The organism is Mycobacterium decipiens (assembly GCF_963853665.1).
GTDB classification, from domain to species: domain Bacteria; phylum Actinomycetota; class Actinomycetes; order Mycobacteriales; family Mycobacteriaceae; genus Mycobacterium; species Mycobacterium decipiens.
In genome coordinates, this window is sequence record NZ_OY970459.1 from 1,844,886 (window position 1) to 1,863,093 (window position 18,208).

General features: G+C 65.0%; 19 protein-coding genes. 12 read left to right on the forward strand and 7 right to left on the reverse strand.

What is annotated here, in order from left to right:
* Positions 1-3 precede the first annotated feature (3 nt).
* Genes AADZ55_RS08405 through AADZ55_RS08415 form a run of 3 tightly spaced genes read left to right on the forward strand, consistent with a single transcriptional unit; the run spans position 4 to position 3,907 of the window.
* Positions 4-1,230, forward strand: a complete 1,227-nt coding sequence (locus tag AADZ55_RS08405) for a winged helix-turn-helix domain-containing protein (protein ID WP_085323834.1) — start codon at positions 4-6, stop codon at positions 1,228-1,230.
* Complete coding sequence (locus AADZ55_RS08410; RefSeq protein ID WP_085323833.1) at positions 1,230-2,297, forward strand: restriction endonuclease subunit S; 1,068 nt, start codon at positions 1,230-1,232, stop codon at positions 2,295-2,297. The genes AADZ55_RS08405 and AADZ55_RS08410 overlap by 1 nt, the downstream gene beginning before the upstream one ends.
* A complete protein-coding gene (locus AADZ55_RS08415) occupies positions 2,297-3,907 on the forward strand; it encodes a type I restriction-modification system subunit M (protein ID WP_085323972.1) in 1,611 nt (536 codons plus the stop codon). The genes AADZ55_RS08410 and AADZ55_RS08415 overlap by 1 nt, the downstream gene beginning before the upstream one ends.
* Positions 3,908-3,955: 48 nt before the next feature.
* On the opposite strand, the gene lysE is transcribed toward AADZ55_RS08415, so the two are convergent.
* Positions 3,956-4,555, reverse strand: a complete 600-nt coding sequence (lysE, locus tag AADZ55_RS08420; protein ID WP_085323832.1) for an L-lysine exporter — start codon at positions 4,553-4,555, stop codon at positions 3,956-3,958.
* Positions 4,556-4,645: 90 nt separating this feature from the next.
* Here lysE and AADZ55_RS08425 point away from each other — a divergent pair, with 90 nt between their 5' ends.
* The 4 genes from AADZ55_RS08425 (at position 4,646) to AADZ55_RS08440 (ending at position 9,037) form a co-directional block, all read left to right on the forward strand.
* Positions 4,646-5,527, forward strand: a complete 882-nt coding sequence (locus AADZ55_RS08425; RefSeq protein WP_085323971.1) for an ArgP/LysG family DNA-binding transcriptional regulator — start codon at positions 4,646-4,648, stop codon at positions 5,525-5,527.
* A 56-nt stretch (positions 5,528-5,583) separates the two neighbouring features.
* Entirely contained in the window at positions 5,584-6,336 is a 753-nt protein-coding gene (gene thyX, locus AADZ55_RS08430) for an FAD-dependent thymidylate synthase (protein ID WP_085323970.1), read from the forward strand.
* A gap of 102 nt (positions 6,337-6,438) precedes the next feature.
* The gene (gene dapA / locus AADZ55_RS08435) at positions 6,439-7,341 is read left to right on the forward strand and encodes a 4-hydroxy-tetrahydrodipicolinate synthase (RefSeq protein WP_085323831.1); all 903 of its coding nucleotides are present in this window, start codon (positions 6,439-6,441) and stop codon (positions 7,339-7,341) included.
* 19 nt (positions 7,342-7,360) lie between these two features.
* Positions 7,361-9,037, forward strand: coding sequence for a ribonuclease J (locus AADZ55_RS08440; protein ID WP_085323830.1), 1,677 nt, complete (start codon positions 7,361-7,363; stop codon positions 9,035-9,037).
* Between the two features lie 39 nt (positions 9,038-9,076).
* Here AADZ55_RS08440 and AADZ55_RS08445 read toward each other — a convergent pair whose 3' ends face one another.
* The 3 genes from AADZ55_RS08445 to AADZ55_RS08455 are packed head-to-tail and all read right to left on the reverse strand — an operon-like array spanning position 9,077 to position 11,100.
* Positions 9,077-9,949 carry a class I SAM-dependent methyltransferase gene (locus AADZ55_RS08445; RefSeq protein ID WP_085323829.1) on the reverse strand — a complete coding sequence of 291 codons (873 nt, stop codon included), beginning with the start codon at positions 9,947-9,949 and terminating at the stop codon, positions 9,077-9,079.
* Positions 9,950-9,952: 3 nt separating this feature from the next.
* Positions 9,953-10,780 carry a mycofactocin-coupled SDR family oxidoreductase gene (locus tag AADZ55_RS08450; RefSeq protein ID WP_085323969.1) on the reverse strand — a complete coding sequence of 276 codons (828 nt, stop codon included), beginning with the start codon at positions 10,778-10,780 and terminating at the stop codon, positions 9,953-9,955.
* A gap of 5 nt (positions 10,781-10,785) precedes the next feature.
* Positions 10,786-11,100, reverse strand: coding sequence for a putative quinol monooxygenase (locus AADZ55_RS08455; protein WP_085323828.1), 315 nt, complete (start codon positions 11,098-11,100; stop codon positions 10,786-10,788).
* Between the two features lie 202 nt (positions 11,101-11,302).
* Here AADZ55_RS08455 and AADZ55_RS08460 point away from each other — a divergent pair, with 202 nt between their 5' ends.
* Entirely contained in the window at positions 11,303-13,846 is a 2,544-nt protein-coding gene (locus tag AADZ55_RS08460; protein ID WP_207569026.1) for an FtsK/SpoIIIE family DNA translocase, read from the forward strand.
* A 75-nt stretch (positions 13,847-13,921) separates the two neighbouring features.
* Here AADZ55_RS08460 and AADZ55_RS08465 read toward each other — a convergent pair whose 3' ends face one another.
* Entirely contained in the window at positions 13,922-14,446 is a 525-nt protein-coding gene (locus AADZ55_RS08465; protein WP_085323827.1) for an amino-acid N-acetyltransferase, read from the reverse strand.
* Between the two features lie 86 nt (positions 14,447-14,532).
* Here AADZ55_RS08465 and pgsA point away from each other — a divergent pair, with 86 nt between their 5' ends.
* The 4 genes from pgsA to pspM all read left to right on the forward strand — a co-directional run bounded on the left by pgsA (position 14,533) and on the right by pspM (position 17,279).
* Positions 14,533-15,096: a CDP-diacylglycerol--glycerol-3-phosphate 3-phosphatidyltransferase gene (gene pgsA / locus AADZ55_RS08470; protein ID WP_207569031.1), complete on the forward strand. Its 564-nt coding sequence runs from the start codon at positions 14,533-14,535 to the stop codon at positions 15,094-15,096.
* Between the two features lie 70 nt (positions 15,097-15,166).
* Entirely contained in the window at positions 15,167-15,505 is a 339-nt protein-coding gene (gene clgR, locus AADZ55_RS08475; RefSeq protein ID WP_085323826.1) for a transcriptional regulator ClgR, read from the forward strand.
* A gap of 130 nt (positions 15,506-15,635) precedes the next feature.
* Positions 15,636-16,448: a phage shock protein PspA gene (gene pspA / locus AADZ55_RS08480; protein WP_085323825.1), complete on the forward strand. Its 813-nt coding sequence runs from the start codon at positions 15,636-15,638 to the stop codon at positions 16,446-16,448.
* A 15-nt stretch (positions 16,449-16,463) separates the two neighbouring features.
* Positions 16,464-17,279 (forward strand): phage shock envelope stress response protein PspM, encoded by an 816-nt coding sequence (pspM, locus tag AADZ55_RS08485; RefSeq protein WP_085323824.1) that lies wholly within the window; start codon positions 16,464-16,466, stop codon positions 17,277-17,279.
* Between the two features lie 85 nt (positions 17,280-17,364).
* On the opposite strand, the gene AADZ55_RS08490 is transcribed toward pspM, so the two are convergent.
* Together AADZ55_RS08490 and AADZ55_RS08495 are read right to left on the reverse strand one after the other, a co-directional pair.
* A complete protein-coding gene (locus AADZ55_RS08490) occupies positions 17,365-17,754 on the reverse strand; it encodes a DUF5313 domain-containing protein (RefSeq protein WP_085323823.1) in 390 nt (129 codons plus the stop codon).
* Positions 17,755-18,186, reverse strand: coding sequence for a limonene-1,2-epoxide hydrolase (locus AADZ55_RS08495; protein WP_085323822.1), 432 nt, complete (start codon positions 18,184-18,186; stop codon positions 17,755-17,757). It abuts the gene before it with no gap.
* Positions 18,187-18,208 lie beyond the last annotated feature (22 nt).

Genomic DNA, 18,208 nt, shown 5'->3' on the forward strand with positions numbered 1-18,208 from the left:
CTCATGAGCACCTTGACCGCCGCGCAAGCCGGCCGGGTGGCCGTCGCGGCACAGGGCTTCGCCGAGCCCAAGCCGGCCGGCCAGATTACCCGTCGCCATCTCAGCCGGCTGATCTCGCGAATCCAGCTGCTGCAGCTGGATTCGGTGTCGGTGGCGGTGCGCGCGCATTACGCGCCGGTGTTCAGCAGGCTCGGCCCCTATGACCGTGAGGTGCTCGACCGTGCCGCCTGGGGCCCCTCGCGGACGCGGCTACTGGTCGAGTACTGGGCGCACGAGGCCGCGCTGATGGCCGTCGACGACTGGCCGTTGTTGCGTTGGCGGATGCGCCAGTATCGACATGGCCGCTGGGGCACCCATATCGTCAAGGCCAACCCGCAGCTTGCCGATGACATCGTCGCTGCCATCGCCGAGCTCGGGCCGAGCACCGCCGGGCAGATCGAGGCGTACCTGGCCGCCGAGCCGCGCCGAGGCCAACGAGCCTCGAATAACGCAATGTGGAACCGCAGCGATACCAAATGGGTCGCTGAGGCGCTGTTCGCCTCCGGTGTGTTGACGACGGCCACTCGGGTCGGCTTTGCCCGCCACTACGACTTGGTGGAGCGGGTGCTGCCCTGCGACGTGTTGGTCCGGGAGGTTGACGACGGCGAGGCCGTGCGCGAGCTGACGCTGCGCGCCGCCACCGCGCTGGGTGTGGGCACCGAGGCCGACATCCGCGACTACTTCCGGCTGTCCGCCCAGCAGGTCAAGCCGGCCGTTGCTGACCTGGTGGCCGCCGGCGAGATTGAGCGGGTCAGCGTCGCGGGCTGGCCGGCGCCGGCCTATCTGCGGGCCGGACGGACCGTGCCACGCCGAGACCGGGGCACTGCGCTGTTGTGTCCGTTCGACCCGTTGATTTTCTTCCGGCCGCGGGTGGAGCGCCTGTTCGGCTTTCACTACCGCATCGAGATTTACACGCCGGCGGCAAAACGCCGATACGGGTACTACGTGTGGCCGCTGCTGCTGGACGGACGGTTGGTCGCGCGGGTGGATCTCAAAGCCGATCGCGTCGCGAACACGCTGCGCGTGGTGGGCGCGTTCGGCGAACCCGACATCCCGCGGGCCCGGGTCGCCGAGGCGCTGACCGGCGAGCTGAGCCGTATGACGTCGTGGCTGGGGTTGGGCGGGATCTCCGTGTCCGGCCGGGGCGATCTGGCCGGCGAACTCCGCACAGCAGCCAAGCGGGCCTGCTGATGAACGGCGCCGCGAGAGTAAGGCTGGGTGATCATCTTGACTTCTCAAACGGAAGTGCTCCGCCGGTGCGAGATTTCGACGGCCGTTATCCCGTCTATGGCGCCAATGGCGTAATCGGGTATGCGGCCGAAAGCAATGCCCGCGGCCCGCTGATAGTCGTCGGTCGGGTCGGTTCGTATTGCGGGAGCTTGCGTTATTGCGATTCCGATGTGTGGGTGACCGACAACGCGCTGGTCTGTCGGGCTAGGCGTCCGGAGGAAACGAGATATTGGTACTACGCGCTGCAGGGCAGCGGACTGAATCGATATCGTGCCGGATCCGGACAGCCCCTGCTTAGGCAGAGCATCCTGCGCGACATTTCGGTTTGCGCCGTCGACGCGTCCGGCCGCCAGCGAATCGGTGAGATTCTGGGTGCCCTAGACGACAAGATAGCCGCTAACCAGCGTGTTGTTCACGCCGCCGAGAACCTGATGCTTGCGGTGATCGGGCACATCTCTGATTGCGCGACCCTGTCCAGCTTGGCGAGCAGGTCGACCGCGTGTCTTGGGCCGCAGAAATTCGATGCCAGGGTTGCCCATTACAGCTTTCCGGCTTTCGACGATGGCGCCCAGCCCAGCCATGTCGATGGTCAAGCGATCAAGAGCACCAAGTTCGTATTGTCCGAGCCGTGCGTGCTCTTCCCGAAGATGAATCCGAGAACTCCACGAATTTGGAATGTCACGAGTCTTCCGTCGGAGATGGCATTGGCAAGTACCGAATTCGTGGTGTTGCGGCCAATGGGCGTCGATACTTCCGCCTTGTGGTCAGCGTTGCGGCAACCCGAGGTCACGGCGACGCTCCAACAGATGGTCGCGGGCATGACAGGAAGCCGCCAACGAATCCAACCGCAGGAGCTTATGCGGGTTCGGGTGCGAGATGTGCGGCGGTTGTCTGCCGGGCAAGCCAAAGCCATCGCGAGCCTGGGTGCGCTGTGCCATGGGCGACGAACCGAATCCGCGCACTTGGCGGCGCGCCGCGATGCACTTCTGCCGCTGCTGATGTCCGAGAAGATCCGGGTATGCAGATGATGCCTGAGAGGAAGAGGCGGCGGCCGCAGGCGCCATCGACAATGAAGGAGCTCAAGGACACACTTTGGAAGTCCGCCGACAAGCTGCGCGGGTCGCTATCGGCCAGCCAATACAAGGACGTGATCCTCGGTCTGGTGTTCCTCAAGTACCTTTCCGACGCCGATGACGAACGGCGCGCGGCGATCCGTACCAGGTTGGCGGCCAACCGCATCAACGAGTTGCAGACCGAACAGGGCCCCGGCGCCGGCGTGTTCGTGGTGCCGCCCAATGCGAGATGGAACTTCTTGGCGGAGAAGGCAAAAGCAAAGCAGACCGTCGGTCGTGAGCCGGCAACGAACGCTGGTCAGCTCATTGGCGAGGCGATGGACGCCGTGATGAAGGCAAACCCGACGCTCGACGGGACACTGCCGCGGCTGCACAACGTGGACAACATCGACCAGCGCCGGCTGCGCGAGCTGATCGACTTGCTCAACGGTGCCCGGTTCAGTCGACAGGGCGAGCATCGCGCGCGGGACCTGATGGGTGAAGTCTATGAGTACTTCCTCGGCAACTTCGCTCGCGCAGAAGGGAAACGGGGCGGCGAGTTCTTTACTCCGCCCAGTGTGGTCAAGGTAATCGTCGAAGTGCTGGAGCCTTCGAGCGGGCGGGTGTACGACCCGTGCTGCGGTTCGGGCGGCATGTTCGTGCAGGCCGAGAAATTCCTCTATGAGCACGATGGCGACCCGAAGGACATTTTGATCTACGGCCAGGAGAGCATCGAGGAAACCTGGCGGATGGCAAAGATGAACCTGGCCATCCACGGCATCGACGACACCGGCCTGGGCGCGCGGTGGGGTGACACCTTTGCCCGCGACCACCATCCGGACGTGCAGATGGACTATGTGATGGCCAATCCGCCGTTCAACATCAAAGACTGGGCCCGCCGCGAGGATGACCCGCGGTGGCGCTTCGGCGTTCCGCCCGCTAACAATGCGAACTTTGCGTGGATTCAACACATCCTGTCCAAGCTGGCGCCCGGCGGTAACGCCGGCGTGGTATTGGCAAACGGATCGATGTCATCCAACTCCAACGGGGAGGGCGATATTCGAGCGCGGATTGTCGAAGCGGACTTGGTGTCGGTCATGGTTGCGTTACCCACTCAACTGTTCCGCAGCACCGGAATCCCGGTCTGCCTGTGGTTCTTCGCCACAGACAAGGCGGCGGGCGAGCAAGGGTCGGTCGACCGGACCGGGCAGGTGCTGTTCATCGACGCCCGCGAATTCGGCTACCTGGTAGACCGGGCCGAGCGCGCCTTGACGAACGAGGAAATCGCTAGGATTGGCGATACCTACCATGCGTGGCGCGGCTGCAAATCGGCTGCCGCAAAAGGGGTTTCCTACGAAGATGTTGCGGGGTTCTGTAGGTCTGTGTCACTAGCGGAGATCAGAGCTGCCGGCTACGCGCTAACCCCGGGGCGCTTCGTCGGTGTGCCGGAGGTCGAGGACGACGGTGAGCCGATCGACGAGAAGATCGCACGTCTGACCAAGGAGTTGTTAACGGCGTTCGAGGAGTCGGCCCGGCTGGAAGGGGCTGTCCGGGAGCAATTGAACCGCCTCGATGGATCAGTTTGAGGTTGCTGTACACCTCGGCACCGGCCCACCAGCCACTTTTCGGGTCTGCTATGTCGTGGCCAGCGCGATTCCCAGCCCCACCATCATGACCGCGATCAGGCCGTCCAGGATTCTCCACGACCAGGGGTTGGCGAACAGCCCGCGCAACCGGCCGGCGCCGAACCCGAGGGTGGTAAACCACACCGCACTGGCGGTGACCGCGCCAAGGCCGAACAGCCAGCGCTCGTCGCGGTGCTCGTTGGCCAGCGTGCCCAGCAGCACGACGGTGTCGAGATAAACGTGTGGGTTGAGGAACGTGAGCGCCGCACAGGTCACCAGGACCTCGGCCAAGCGCGCCGGCGTGGCCTCCGACGGGGTCAATGCGGAGGGTCGCCACGCCCGCCGGGCGGCAAGCAGCCCGTAGCCGGTCAAGAACGCCGCGCCGCCGAACTTGGCGACATTGAGCGCACCCGGATGTGCGCTGATCAATGCGCCAAACCCGGCGATACCGGTGGCGATTAGCGCGATGTCGGACACCGTGCACAACACCACCACCGGCAGCACATGCTCGCGCTGGATTCCTTGCCTGAGTACGAACGCGTTCTGTGCGCCGATCGTGGCGATCAGCGTGAAACAGGCCAGGAAGCCGATGACCAGGGGTGAGCTCACGCGATCGACGCTAGGCAGTTCTTACCGGCTCAGTACAGCTAATGATTTTGCGTATCCATTAATATCGCTAATGTGCAGCAGCTCAGCCGCGTGTATGACCGGCAGCTTGACGGTTCGCAGCTGGCCGCGTTGGCGGCCGTGGTCGAACTGGGCAGCTTTGATGCGGCCGCAGAGCGCCTACATGTCACCCCTTCGGCGGTTAGTCAACGCATCAAGTCGCTGGAGCAGCGGATCGGCCAGGTGCTGGTGGTCCGAGGAAAGCCTTGTATGGCAACGACCGCCGGGATCCCGCTGTTGCGGCTGGCGGCACAAACGGCATTGCTTGAGTCGGAGGCGCTGGCCGAAATGGGTGGCAGCGCATCGCTGGAACGCACCCGGATCACCATCGCGGTCAACGCCGATTCCATGGCGACGTGGTTTTCGGCCGTGTTCGACGGGCTCGGCGATGTCCTGATCGACGTTCGGATCGAGGATCAGGACCATTCCGCGCGGCTGCTGCGCGAGGGCGTGGCGATGGGGGCGGTGACCACCGAGCGGACCCCGGTGCCCGGCTGCCGGGTTCACCCGCTCGGTGTGATGCGCTACCTACCGGTGGCCAGCAGGGCGTTCGTCGAGCGCTATCTATCCGACGGGTTCACCCCCTCGGCGGTGGCCGAAGCTCCGTCGCTGGCGTGGAATCGCGACGATGCACTGCAGGACATGTTGGTGCACAAGGCGTTTCGTGGCACCATCGCCAGGCCGACGCACTTTGTCCCGACCGCAGAGGGCTTCGCCGCCGCAGCGTGCGCTGGGCTGGGCTGGGGCATGTTCCCCGAGAAGCTGGCTTCGTCGCAGCTTGCCGACGGATCGTTCGTGCGGATCTGCGACGTACACCTCGACGTTCCGCTCTATTGGCAATGCTGGAAGCTCGACAGTCCGATCATCGCGCGAATCAGCGACACGGTGAGGGCGGCCGCGGACGATCTACGTTGACTGACGCCGCCACGCTCATTGCGCCGCTCAGAGCCGTGCATCGTAAGGTGAGCGCCGTGGCAGAGACCGCGGCGCTGCGCGTGCAACTGATCGCCAAGACCGAGTTCCTGGCGCCGCCGGACGTGCCGTGGACCACCGACGCCGACGGTGGCCCCGCGCTGGTCGAGTTCGCCGGCCGGGCCTGCTACCAGAGCTGGTCCAAACCCAATCCCCGAACCGCGACCAACGCCGGCTATATCCAGCACATCATCGATGTCGGACACTTTTCGGTGCTCGAGCACGCGGGCGTGTCGTTCTACATCACCGGCATCTCGCGGTCCTGCACACATGAGCTGGTCCGACACCGGCATTTCTCCTACTCGCAGTTGTCGCAGCGCTACGTGCCGGAAGGCGACTCGCAGGTCGTCGTGCCGCCCGGGCTGGAGGACGACGCCGAGCTGCAGCAGATCCTGACCGCCGCCGCGGACGCCAGCCGCGCCACCTACACCGAGCTGCTGGCCAAGTTGGAAGCCAAGTTCGCCGACCAACCCAACGCGATACTGCGTCGCAAACAGGCCCGCCAGGCCGCGCGTGCCGTGCTGCCGAATGCCACCGAAACTCGCATCGTCGTGACCGGCAACTACCGGGCATGGCGACACTTCATCGCTATGCGGGCCAGCGAGCACGCCGACGTGGAAATCCGGCGCCTGGCCATCACGTGCCTGCGTCAGCTCGTCGACGTCGCACCCGCGGTATTTGCCGACTTCGAGATCGCCACCCTGGCCGACGGCACCGAGGTCGCGACCAGTCCGTTAGCCACCGAAGCCTGACCCGTCGCGAGCGCGCGCAGATGTACCGTCCGCGCGGCGTGTCGCTGTACGGACACATGCGCTCTCGCGGCAGGGATAAAGCGCCAGGTAACCTAGGGAGCCGTGACCACCGTCGGATTCGACGTCGCAGCGCGCCTGGGAACCCTGCTGACCGCGATGGTGACGCCGTTTGGCACCGATGGCTCCCTTGACACCAACGCGGCGGCGCGACTGGCGAACCAGCTGGTGGAGCAGGGATGCGACGGCCTGGTGGTCTCGGGCACCACCGGCGAATCGCCGACCACCACCGACGACGAGAAACTCGAGCTACTACGTGTCGTCCTGCAGGCGGTGGGCGACCGGGCGCGTGTCATCGCCGGCGCGGGCACCAACGACACCGCGCATAGCATCCGGCTGGCCAAGGCCTGCGCGGCCGAAGGTGCGCACGGGTTGCTGGTGGTCACTCCGTACTACTCGAAGCCGCCGCAGCGGGGTCTGCACGCCCATTTCACCGCCGTGGCCGACGCGACCGAGCTGCCTGTGCTGCTTTATGACATCCCCGGGCGGTCGGCGGTGCCGATAGAGCCCGAAACGATCCGCGCATTGGCGTCGCATCCCAACATCGTCGGGGTCAAGGACGCCAAGGCCGACCTGCACAGCGGTGCCCAGATCATGGCCGAAACCGGACTGGCCTACTATTCCGGCGATGACGCGCTCAACCTGCCCTGGCTGGCCATGGGTGCGACCGGCTTCATTAGCGTGATTGCCCATCTGGCGGCCGGACAGCTTCGAGAGTTGTTGTCCGCCTTTGGTTCTGGCGATACCGCTACCGCTCGCAAGATCAACGTCGGCCTTGCGCCGTTATGCAATGCGATGAGTCGGCTGGGTGGGGTGACGATGTCCAAGGCGGGTCTGCGGCTGCAGGGTATCGGCGTCGGCGATCCACGGCTGCCGCAGGTTGCCGCGACACCGGAGCAGGTCGACGCGTTGGCGGCGGATATGCGCGCGGCTTCGGTGCTCAGGTGAGTTACACAGTGAGCCAAACGTGAACGAGGACCTTCCACCGCCAGGTCCTCTGACCGCAGGCGGGCTACGGGTCACCGCGCTAGGCGGCATCAGCGAAATCGGTCGCAATATGACGGTTTTCGAGCATCTGGGCCGGCTGTTGGTTATCGACTGCGGTGTGCTGTTTCCCGGTCATGATGAACCCGGTGTCGATCTGATCCTGCCGGACATGCGGCATATCGAAGACCGGCTCGACGACATCGAGGCGCTGGTGTTGACCCACGCGCACGAGGACCATATCGGGGCGATTCCGTTCTTGCTCAAGCTGCGGCCGGATATCCCGATCGTCGGCTCCAGGTTCACCTTGGCCCTGGTCGCCGCGAAGTGCCGGGAACACCGCGTCAAACCGGTGTTCGTCGAGGTTGCCGAGGGCCAGAGCACCAGGCATGGCGTGTTCGAATGCGAGTACTTCGCCGTCAACCACTCCGTCCCCGACGCTTTGGCCATCGCCGTGTACACCGGCGCTGGAACCGTCTTGTTCACCGGCGACATCAAGCTCGATCAGCTACCGCTGGACGGTCGCCCCACCGACCTGCCCGGGATGTCCCGGCTGGGTGATGCCGGCGTCGATCTGTTTTTGTGTGACTCGACCAATGCCGAGCATCCGGGCGTCGGGCCATTGGAAAGCGAGGTGGGCCCGACGCTGCACCGGCTGATCAGGGGTGCTAACGGACGGGTCATTGTGGCGTGTTTCGCCTCCAACGTGGACCGGGTGCAGCAGATCATCGATGCGGCAGTGGCATTGGGCCGGCGGGTGGCATTCGTCGGGCGATCGATGGTCCGCAACATGGGAATTGCGCGGGACCTGGGCTTTTTGCGCGTGGACAATTCAGACCTGATCGACATCGCCGCCGCCGAGATGATGGCGCCCGAACAAGTCGTGCTGATCACCACCGGCACACAGGGCGAGCCGATGTCGGCGTTGTCGCGCATGTCGCGCGGCGAACATCGCAGCATCACCCTGACTGCGGGTGATCTCATCGTCTTGTCGTCGTCGTTGATCCCCGGCAACGAAGAGGCGGTGTACGGCGTCATCGACGCCCTATCCAAGATCGGCGCCCGAGTCGTCACCAACGCCCAAGCCCGGGTGCATGTTTCGGGCCACGCCTATGCCGGTGAACTGCTGTTCCTCTACAACGGGGTGCGGCCACGGCATGTCATGCCGGTGCACGGGACGTGGCGGCACCTGCGTGCCAACGCCAAGCTGGCTGCCAGTACCGGAGTACCGCAAGAGTCGATTCTGTTGGCCGAGAACGGTGTCAGCGTCGATCTGGTCGCCGGCAAAGCCAGCATTTCGGGTGCGGTGCCGGTCGGCAAGATGTTCGTCGACGGCTTGATCACCGGCGACGTCGGCGACATCACCCTGGGCGAGCGGCTCATTTTGTCGTCGGGCTTTGTCGCGGTGACCGTGGTGGTCAAGCGTGGTACCGGCCAGCCGTTGGCTGCGCCACACCTACACTCCCGGGGTTTTTCCGAAGACCCCAAGGCGCTCGAGCCCGCCGTGCGAAAGGTCGAGGCGGAGTTGGAATCGCTGGTGGCCGCGAACGTCACCGATCCGATCCGGATCGCCCAAGGAGTGCGCCGCACGGTCGGCAAGTGGGTGGGGGAAACCTATCGCCGCCAGCCGATGATCGTGCCAACGGTCATCGAGGTATGAAACTTCGTGCCGCAAGCTGTTTCGGGCGTGTGGCCCGGGCTAGTTCTTCTCTGCGTAGGCAGACCACTCGATTTGGGATGCGTTGAGTTTGCGGCCGGTGGGTTCGACGTAGCGCTGCAGAAGCTCCTCCGGCCCGGCCTGCTCGGTCAGCCGCCAACCGTAGTCGGCGAGAAACGCGCCAACTTCGTCGGGCTGTAAGCCGAAGTGCCACAGTTGACGTCGCTGGCGAACCTTGCGATACAGCGTCCGGGTGCCGTAGCGGTTGGTACCGTCAATAAAGTCCCGGCGGACGTAGGTGAAAACCATCCGACTGCCCGGCGCAGTCGCGCGCAGTCCCTCCAAGGTTCGCCGGACGGCATGTTCGGTGAGGTATTGGGTCACGCCTTCGCAGATAAAGAAAACCCGGTAGTCGGTGAGATAGCCGTGCTCGGCCAGAGCGGTAAGCAGGTCGTCATGCTCAAAATCCAACGCTACCAAGCGAACCGATAACGGAAGTTCACCTAGTACCCGGCGGACCGTCTTGGCCTTCCTGGCGATGTTGACCGGTAAGTCAACTTCGAAGACGGGGATGCGGACCCGCCGGGTCAACCGGTAGGCGCGGGTATCCAATCCGGCGCCAAGGATGACAACCGCGTCGATGTCGCGGAGCGCTTCGTCGAGCTTGTCTCCGATGAAACGCTTGCGGCAGGACAGATTGGCCCACAGACCGCGGCCGGACCACTCCGACGCACCGATGAGTAGCCGGCGCAATGCCGCCGACCGGGTTGCACCGACCAGCCATCGCAGCGGCCTCGGCAAAAACAGGTCCGCGAGGTCGTCGTCCACCAGCCGGCGGTCCGGTGGCTCGTTTTGTTCCACGGCCGCCAATACCATCGGGCCGACGGCGGTCTGGGCGGCGGGATTTCGGGTCATCGACTACCGCTTGTTCACGTAGCCCGCATCGACCGGCAAGCTGACGCCGGTGATATAGCGCGCTTGGTCGGACACCAGCCACGCCACCGCGTTGGCGATGTCGGTTGGCTGCAGAACCTGCACCGGCAGCGCGTTACCCATGTCGGGCGGCGACGTCGACTCGGCGGCAAGGTCGGCAAGCCACTGCCGGGTGAACTCGTTGTTGATCATCGGCGTGTCGACACCGGACGGATGCACCGAGTTTACCCGGATACTGTGCGGTGCAAGCAGATTGGCATAAACCCGCATCAGTCCGACCAACCCGTGTTTGGCCGCGGTGTAGCCGATAGAGCCGGCATCGGCGCTGGCGGCGCCGACCAGTCCGGCGGCCGAGTTGATCAGCACGATCGACCCGCCGTCGCCTTGGTCGATCATGGTCGGTATCGCGGCCTCCACGGTGTGGAAGACGCCGGTGAGGTTGACGTCGATGGCATCGTGCCAACCATCGGTACCCGCCTGCATGGGACCGATCCCGGCATTGGCCACGACGATGTCGAGCCGGCCGAACTCATCAAGGCCCGTCTGCAACGCGGCGGAGAGCGAGGCGCGATTGCGCACGTCGGCCTGCTTGGCCACGATGCGGGCGCCAGCGTCCTTGACTAGCTTGACGGTGGCGTTCAGGTCGTCCCAGCTGCCCAGCGGATAGCGCACGCTGGCGATCTGCTCGCACAAGTCGACCGCGATCACATTCGCGCCGTCGCTAGCCAGCCGGACCGCATGGGCGCGGCCCTGACCGCGCGCGGCCCCGGTGATGAACGCGACTTTGCCTTTCAATGGTCCGGCTGGTGCCAAGTCGATCACCGGCGCAGCTGCCCTTTGTCCGGATCGCCCGCCGGAACGGGTTGCAACATCTTGATGTCCGGCGCCCCGACCAGGTGCTCGCCGACCGCGGTGAACATCTCGATGACCGCTGGCGCTGTGCTATGCGCCTTGAGTGATTCGGCATCGGCCCATTGCTCAACGAAGATGAAGGTCTCGCCCGTTTGGTGCAGCGCGTACAACTGACAGCCAGGTTCGCCGTGCACTTCGTCGACCGCCCGGGTGAGGATGTCGCGAACGGTGTCGACTGATCCAGGTTTGACGGTCAGAGTGGCGACGACGACGACGGGCATGCTGGGGCCTCCTGGAACTCGGACGCTTTTTGGGCACGTCTTGGGGGCGCGGGGTTGGTGCGTCGGGACGCGCCGTGACTTTTGTCACCGTTCGTCACCCTACTCACGCGTCCGGACCACACGGCGCCGATGGGGGGCATAGATCAGAGTTGCCAGTGTGGCGGGTGGTGCAGATGGTGTGGTTGCGACTAGGCTTGCCGTCATGGCTAGCAAGACCGTTGCCCGCTCTAGCACGCGAACGAGCAGGTCAAGGGCCACTTCGCGGGGCGCATCCCGAAGTGCACGACCGGCCGCGCCCAGAAAGAGGTCGAGCAGACCCGTCAAGGCGGTGAGCAGACCCCCCAGACGGCACCATCGGTCCCTGCTGGTCTCCGCCGGACTCACCTGCGGCCGGGCCGCGCGCGCCACCTGGATGATGGCGGCCAAGGGCACCGGCGGCGCCGCGCGCTCGATCGGGCGAGCCCGCGAGATCGAGCCCGGGCATCGCCGTGACGGAATCGCGCTGGTGTTGCTCGGTCTTGCCGTCGTCATCGCCGCAAGCTCGTGGTTCGACGCCGCCCGACCGCTCGGCGCATGGGTCGACGCGGTGCTAAGGACGTTCATCGGCTCGGGCGTCGTCATGCTCCCAGTGATCGCCGCCGCCGTGGCGGTGGTGCTAATGCGAACCGAGCCCAACCCCGATGCGCGGCCCCGGCTGATCCTCGGGGCCAGCCTGATCGCGAGCTCGTTTCTCGGCCTGTGCCACCTATGGGCGGGCTCGCCCGAGGACCCGGAGTCGCGCCGGCGGGCGGCGGGGTTCATCGGTTTCGCTATCGGCGGGCCGCTCTCGGACGGGTTGACCGCCTGGATCGCCGCGCCGCTGTTGTTCATCGGCGCGCTGTTCGGACTGCTGCTGCTGGCCGGGATCACGATCCGGGAAGTGCCCGATGCACTGCGCAGCATGTTCAGCACCCGGTTGTTCCAGCGTGACTACTCCGACGACTACGACGACTACGACGGCTACCACGACTATCAGGACTTCGAGGGTGACGACGCGGACACCGTGGAGGTCGCCCGCGAGGACTTCTCCGACGGCTACTACGACGAGGCGCCGGTGCGCCCCGACGACGGACCACAGGCCTGGCCGTCGGCCCCGGCTGTGGAGACAGAAGACGACGCTCCGACCACTCCGGAACCCGCCGTCGCCCGGACCCGCCGTCGCAGTTCACGCAAACAGACCCAGACCCTGGACCGGGTCGTCGAGGGGCCTTACACGCTGCCGTCGCTGGACCTGCTGATAGCCGGCGATCCGCCCAAGAAACGCAGCGTCGCCAACAGCCACATGGCCGGGGCGATCGGGGAAGTGCTCACCCAGTTCAAGGTGGACGCCGCCGTTACGGGCTGTACCCGCGGGCCCACCGTCACCCGCTACGAAGTCGAGCTGGGACCCGGCGTCAAGGTGGAGAAGATCACCGCGCTGCAGAAGAACATCGCCTACGCCGTGGCCACCGAGAGTGTCCGCATGCTGGCGCCGATCCCCGGCAAGTCGGCCGTCGGCATCGAGGTGCCCAACACCGATCGGGAAATGGTGCGGCTGGCCGACGTACTCACCGCAGCGTCGACCCGCCGCGACCACCATCCGCTGGTGATCGGGCTGGGCAAGGACATCGAAGGCGACTTTATCTCGGCCAACCTGGCCAAGATGCCGCACTTGTTGGTCGCCGGTTCGACGGGATCGGGCAAGTCCAGCTTCGTCAATTCCATGCTGGTCTCACTGCTGACCCGGGCCACTCCCGAAGAGGTCAGGATGATCCTGATTGACCCGAAGATGGTCGAACTGACGCCGTATGAAGGCATTCCGCATCTGATCACGCCGATCATCACCCAGCCGAAGAAAGCCGCTGCTGCGCTGGCCTGGTTGGTCGACGAGATGGAGCAGCGCTACCAGGACATGCAGGCGTCGCGGGTGCGTCACATCGACGACTTCAACGACAAGGTGCGATCCGGTGCCATCACGGCGCCGCTGGGTAGCCAGCGCGAGTACCGGCCGTACCCCTACGTGGTGGCAATCGTGGACGAATTGGCCGACCTGATGATGACCGCGCCGCGCGACGTCGAGGACGCCATCGTGCGGATCACCCAGAAGGCCCGTGCCGCCGGCATTCACCTGGTGCTGGCCACCCAGCGCCCATCGGTGGACGTCGTCACCGGGCTCATCAAGACCAACGTGCCGTCCCGACTGGCGTTTGCGACCTCTTCGCTCACCGACAGCCGGGTAATCCTGGACCAGGCTGGGGCCGAAAAACTGATCGGCATGGGCGACGGTCTGTTTCTGCCGATGGGTGCGAGCAAACCCATCCGGCTGCAGGGCGCGTTCATCACCGACGAAGAGATCCACGCGGTGGTCAGCGCCTGCAAAGACCAGGCGGAACCCGAGTACACCGAGGGCGTGACGGCCGCCAAGCCCACCGGCGAACGCACCGACGTCGACCCCGACATCGGCGACGACATGGACGTTTTCCTGCAGGCCGTGGAGTTGGTGGTATCCAGCCAGTTCGGCTCCACCTCGATGCTGCAGCGCAAGCTGCGGGTGGGCTTCGCCAAGGCGGGCCGGTTGATGGACCTGATGGAAACCCGTGGCATCGTCGGGCCCAGCGAAGGGTCCAAGGCCCGTGAGGTGCTGGTCAAGCCCGATGAGCTGGCGGCGACGCTGGCAGCGATCCGGGGTGTGAGCAGTGACTCAGATGCGGGTGACGACCTCGAGTAGCGTCGCCGACCGTGAACTCACTGCGAAATTTCGACTCAGATCTCGCAGCCAGTACACGTTCGGCGAAGTAGAACCCTAAAGCACCAGCAGCATGCGGGAGTTGCCCAGGATGTTCGGCTTGACGTAGCTCAGATCCAGGAATTCGGCGACCCCGATGTCGTAGGAGCGGCACATCTCTTCGTACACCTCGGCGGTTACCGGCGTTCCCTCGATCTCGGTGAAGCCGTGCTGGGCGAAGAACTCGGTCTCGAAGGTCAACACGAACACCCGCTCCAGTTGCAGGTCACGGGCCACTTCGAGAAGCCGATCGACGATGGCGTGGCCGATTCCGTGGCCGGTCACGGCGGGGTCGACCGCGACGGTACGGATCTCACCAAGATCGGACCACAACACGTGCAACGCCCCGCAACCAACCACCCTGTCCTGGATCTCGGGGTGTTCGGCGACCCAGAACTCCTGAACGGCTTCGTAGAGCGTCACCAGATTCTTTTCCAGCAAGATCTTTCCCGCATAGGTGTCGACGAGGTGTTTGATCGCGGGGACATCGGACGTTCGCGCGCGTCTAACCACCGGCCGATGATCTCGTGGGCTTTCGGTCACGTGTGAACAGTATCGACATCGAGGACTGCGTGAGCTGGTCAACCGTTATTCTGGTTGCCGTGTCGGGGCAGCCGCAAACAGGTCAGATGGCAGGCCGTGCCCGTATCGCCAACCTCGCCAATATCCTGACCCTGCTGCGGCTGGTGTTGGTACCGATCATGCTGGTGGCCCTGTTCTACGGTGGCGGCCATGAGCCCATTGCCCGGGTGGTGGCGTGGGCGATATTTGCGGTTGCCTGCGTTACCGATCGATTCGACGGACTGCTGGCCCGCAACTACGGGATGGCCACCGAATTCGGTGCGTTTGTCGATCCGATCGCGGACAAGGCGCTGATCGGGGCGTCGCTGATCGGGTTGTCGATGCTCGGTGACTTGCCGTGGTGGATCACGGTGTTGATCCTGACCCGTGAGATCGGGGTGACCGTGTTGCGATTGGCGACAATTCGTCGCGGCGTCATTCCCTCCAGCTGGGGCGGCAAGCTCAAGACCGTGGTCCAGGCGGTGGCGATCGGCTTGTTCATATTGCCGCTTTCGGGTCCGCTCCACGTTGCGGCCGAGGTAGTGATGAGCGCCGCGATCGTGCTCACGGTGGTCACCGGCGTCGACTACGTCGTGTCGGCCATCAGGGGGATACGCCAGACCGCCAACTGATCCGGGGAACCAACACCACCGCAGTCGGCGTTCACCTGATGACGACTGAGAGGCGGACAAGGAGAACTCGATGGCGGCATTGGTGCGTGAGGTCATTGGTGACGTGTTGCGCGGGGCCCGGACGTCGCAGGGCCGGACGCTGCGCGAAGTGTCTGAGTCGGCGCGGGTGAGCCTCGGGTACCTGTCGGAGGTCGAGCGCGGTCGCAAGGAGCCCTCGAGCGAGCTGCTCAACGCGATCTGCGATGCATTGCGGGTCCCGTTGTCGGTGGTGCTCATCGATGCGGGCGAGCGGATGGCGCGCGAGGAGCGCGCGGCCCGCACCACCTCGGATGGCGGAGCAACCGGTGCCACCATTGACCCCGGCACCAAGGTCGTCATTCCCCCGGTGGTGTCTCTGGCGGTGGCCTAAGTGCCGTCCGGCAGTCCGCGTCCCCAAGATATGCACCATGGGTGGGGCTACGCGCGCTGACGCACTAAATTGAGCGACAGGGCAGCGAGCCCATCCGGTGCACACAAAGAAACGAAGGCGGAGCTAACTAATGGCCAATCCGTTCGTCAAAGCGTGGAAGTACCTCATGGCGCTGTTCAGCTCGAAGATCGACGAGCACGCCGACCCCAAGGTGCAGATTCAGCAGGCCATTGAAGAAGCACAGCGCACCCATCAGGCGCTGACTCAACAGGCGGCGCAGGTGATCGGCAACCAGCGGCAATTGGAGATGCGGCTCAACCGGCAGCTGGCGGACATCGAAAAGCTGCAGGTCAATGTGCGCCAAGCCCTGACATTGGCCGACCAGGCCACCGCCGCCGGTGATGCTGCCAAGGCCACCGAATACAACAACGCCGCCGAGGCGTTTGCAGCTCAGCTGGTGACCGCCGAGCAGAGCGTCGAAGACCTCAAGTCGTTGCACGACCAAGCGCTCAGTGCCGCGGCCCAGGCCAAAAAGGCCGTCGAACGAAACGCGATGGTGCTGCAGCAGAAGATCGCCGAGCGCACCAAGCTGCTCAGCCAACTCGAGCAGGCGAAGATGCAGGAGCAGGTCAGTGCATCGTTGCGGTCGATGAGTGAGCTCGCCGCGCCGGGCAACACACCTTCGCTCGACGAGGTGCGTGACAAGATCGAACGTCGTTACGCCAACGCGATCGGTTCGGCCGAACTTGCCCAGAGCTCGGTGCAGGGCCGCATGATCGAGGTTGAGCAGGCCGGCATCCAGATGGCCGGTCATTCCCGGCTGGAGCAGATCCGGGCGTCGATGCGGGGCGAGGCGTTGCCGGCTGGGGGGACGGCGGCCACACCCAGACCGGCCACCGAGACTCCCGGTGGGGCTATTGCCGAGCAGCCCTACGGTCAGTAACACGGCAGATTCGACATGGTCGTGAAGTCGAATCAGCGCGGGCATGGGCGCGCGGTGCTGCAACGCGGACTCGACACGGTAGCCGACCTAGCCGACTTGGTGGCCCGCAAGATCAGGGCCGCAAGCGACCCGCGGGCACGGTTGCTTCGTCGGCGCCGACGAGCGCTGCGATGGGCATGGATATTCACCGCCGGGGTCGCTTTTTGGGGCTTGGTGACGGCAGTCCTGGCGGCCTGGGGCTGGTTTGCGCTGTTGCTGCAGATCACCGGCGCGGTAGCGGTGGTCATGGCCGTTCCGGCGACGTTGTTGTTCTTCCGCTACCGCTGGCTGAAGGCGGAGCCGCTGCCGGCGCAGCGGCCGACCAACACCCGTCGGCTCCCTCCGTCCGGTTCGGCGGCGCGGCCCGCGATGGGCGCGCTGGGCGCCTCCGAACGCGGGTTCTTCTCATTGCTGGGAGTTATCGAGCGGGGCGCAATGCTGCCCGCCCACGAGGTCAGTGATCTGACTGACGCGGCCAAGCGGACGTCGGCCGCGATGGTGGCCACCGCCGCCGAGGTGGTGTCGATGGAACGGGCGGCGCACGAGTCCGCATCGTCGCGCGGGTATCTGGTGCCGACCATCAATGCCTACACCGCGCAGCTGGGGGCCGGCGTTCGTCAGTACAACGAAATGGTAACCGCGGCAGCGCAATTGGTGTCTTCGGCGAATGGTGACGCGGTGCGTGACGTGGGTTCGCAACAGCGCTATCGCGCGGAACTGGCTGGAGCTACCGATCGTCTGGTTAGCTGGGCCCAGGCGTTTGACGAACTGGGCGGATTGCCGCGCAGATAGCGGGCTACGGCCCGCCGACGCCGCCGTTACCGCCGGCGCCGCCGGAGCCAACCAGCCGTCAGATGTCGCTGCTGCAGAGTTGGGTTCAGTCGGGTCGCGGCCCGTAGCGGTCGATGTACGCCTGGTGGATATGGGCGTCTCGTTGCCGAGCACGTTGATCAACGAGCTCCGGGTCGAGGCCGTGTACGCGCAGCATGTGCCGGCGCCATATCTTGTTGAGCGCGTGCGAGAAGTACACGAACGGAATGAGAATCGGCAGCGTCATGCTCAGGTGGACGTCCAGCGTCGTCGGAATCAGCCAGAACGGGGCGACCACCAGCACCGCCGGAACTGCGACGCGGATCATCATCCGGGCGGTCGCACCCTTTCCCGCGAGGTCGTTGCGCACCCAGTCCCGCATCGAGTCGGGCAGTCGTCTGCCGTAGCAATAGCGGATGTACTGCAGCGCGTTGGGTTTCGTGCGTGCGTCGCTCATCTAGAACGTCGCCCGCAGTGACGGAATGACAATCCCGGCCAGGCCGCGCATGAGTGCCTTGAGCATGTCGAAGGTGTCGAAGTAGTCCCGCCACAGGGTGATCCGGCCGTTGTGCACCTCGAAAACGCCGCATACCCAGAACTGAATCCGCAGTGGGCCGAAGATCAGTGCGTCTGTGCGTTCGGTGAGCACCGCAGCGCCGTCGGCGGCCACGCGGTGGATCTTCACCTCGAACCCGATGCGGCCTTGCATCTGGCGAAGCAGCTTCGCCGTTCGGCGGCCGCCGCGGATCCTGGAAAATCCGACGTTCTCGTAGACCAGGTCGTCGTCGAATGCCGCGTCTACGGTTTCGAAGTCCTCATCCTGCAGGGCGTTCAGGAAACCCTCGACCGTGCGCATGTTGTCGGTGCTGGTTTGGGTCAGCTCGGTCATGGTTGCCAGCCTAGGGCTGCGG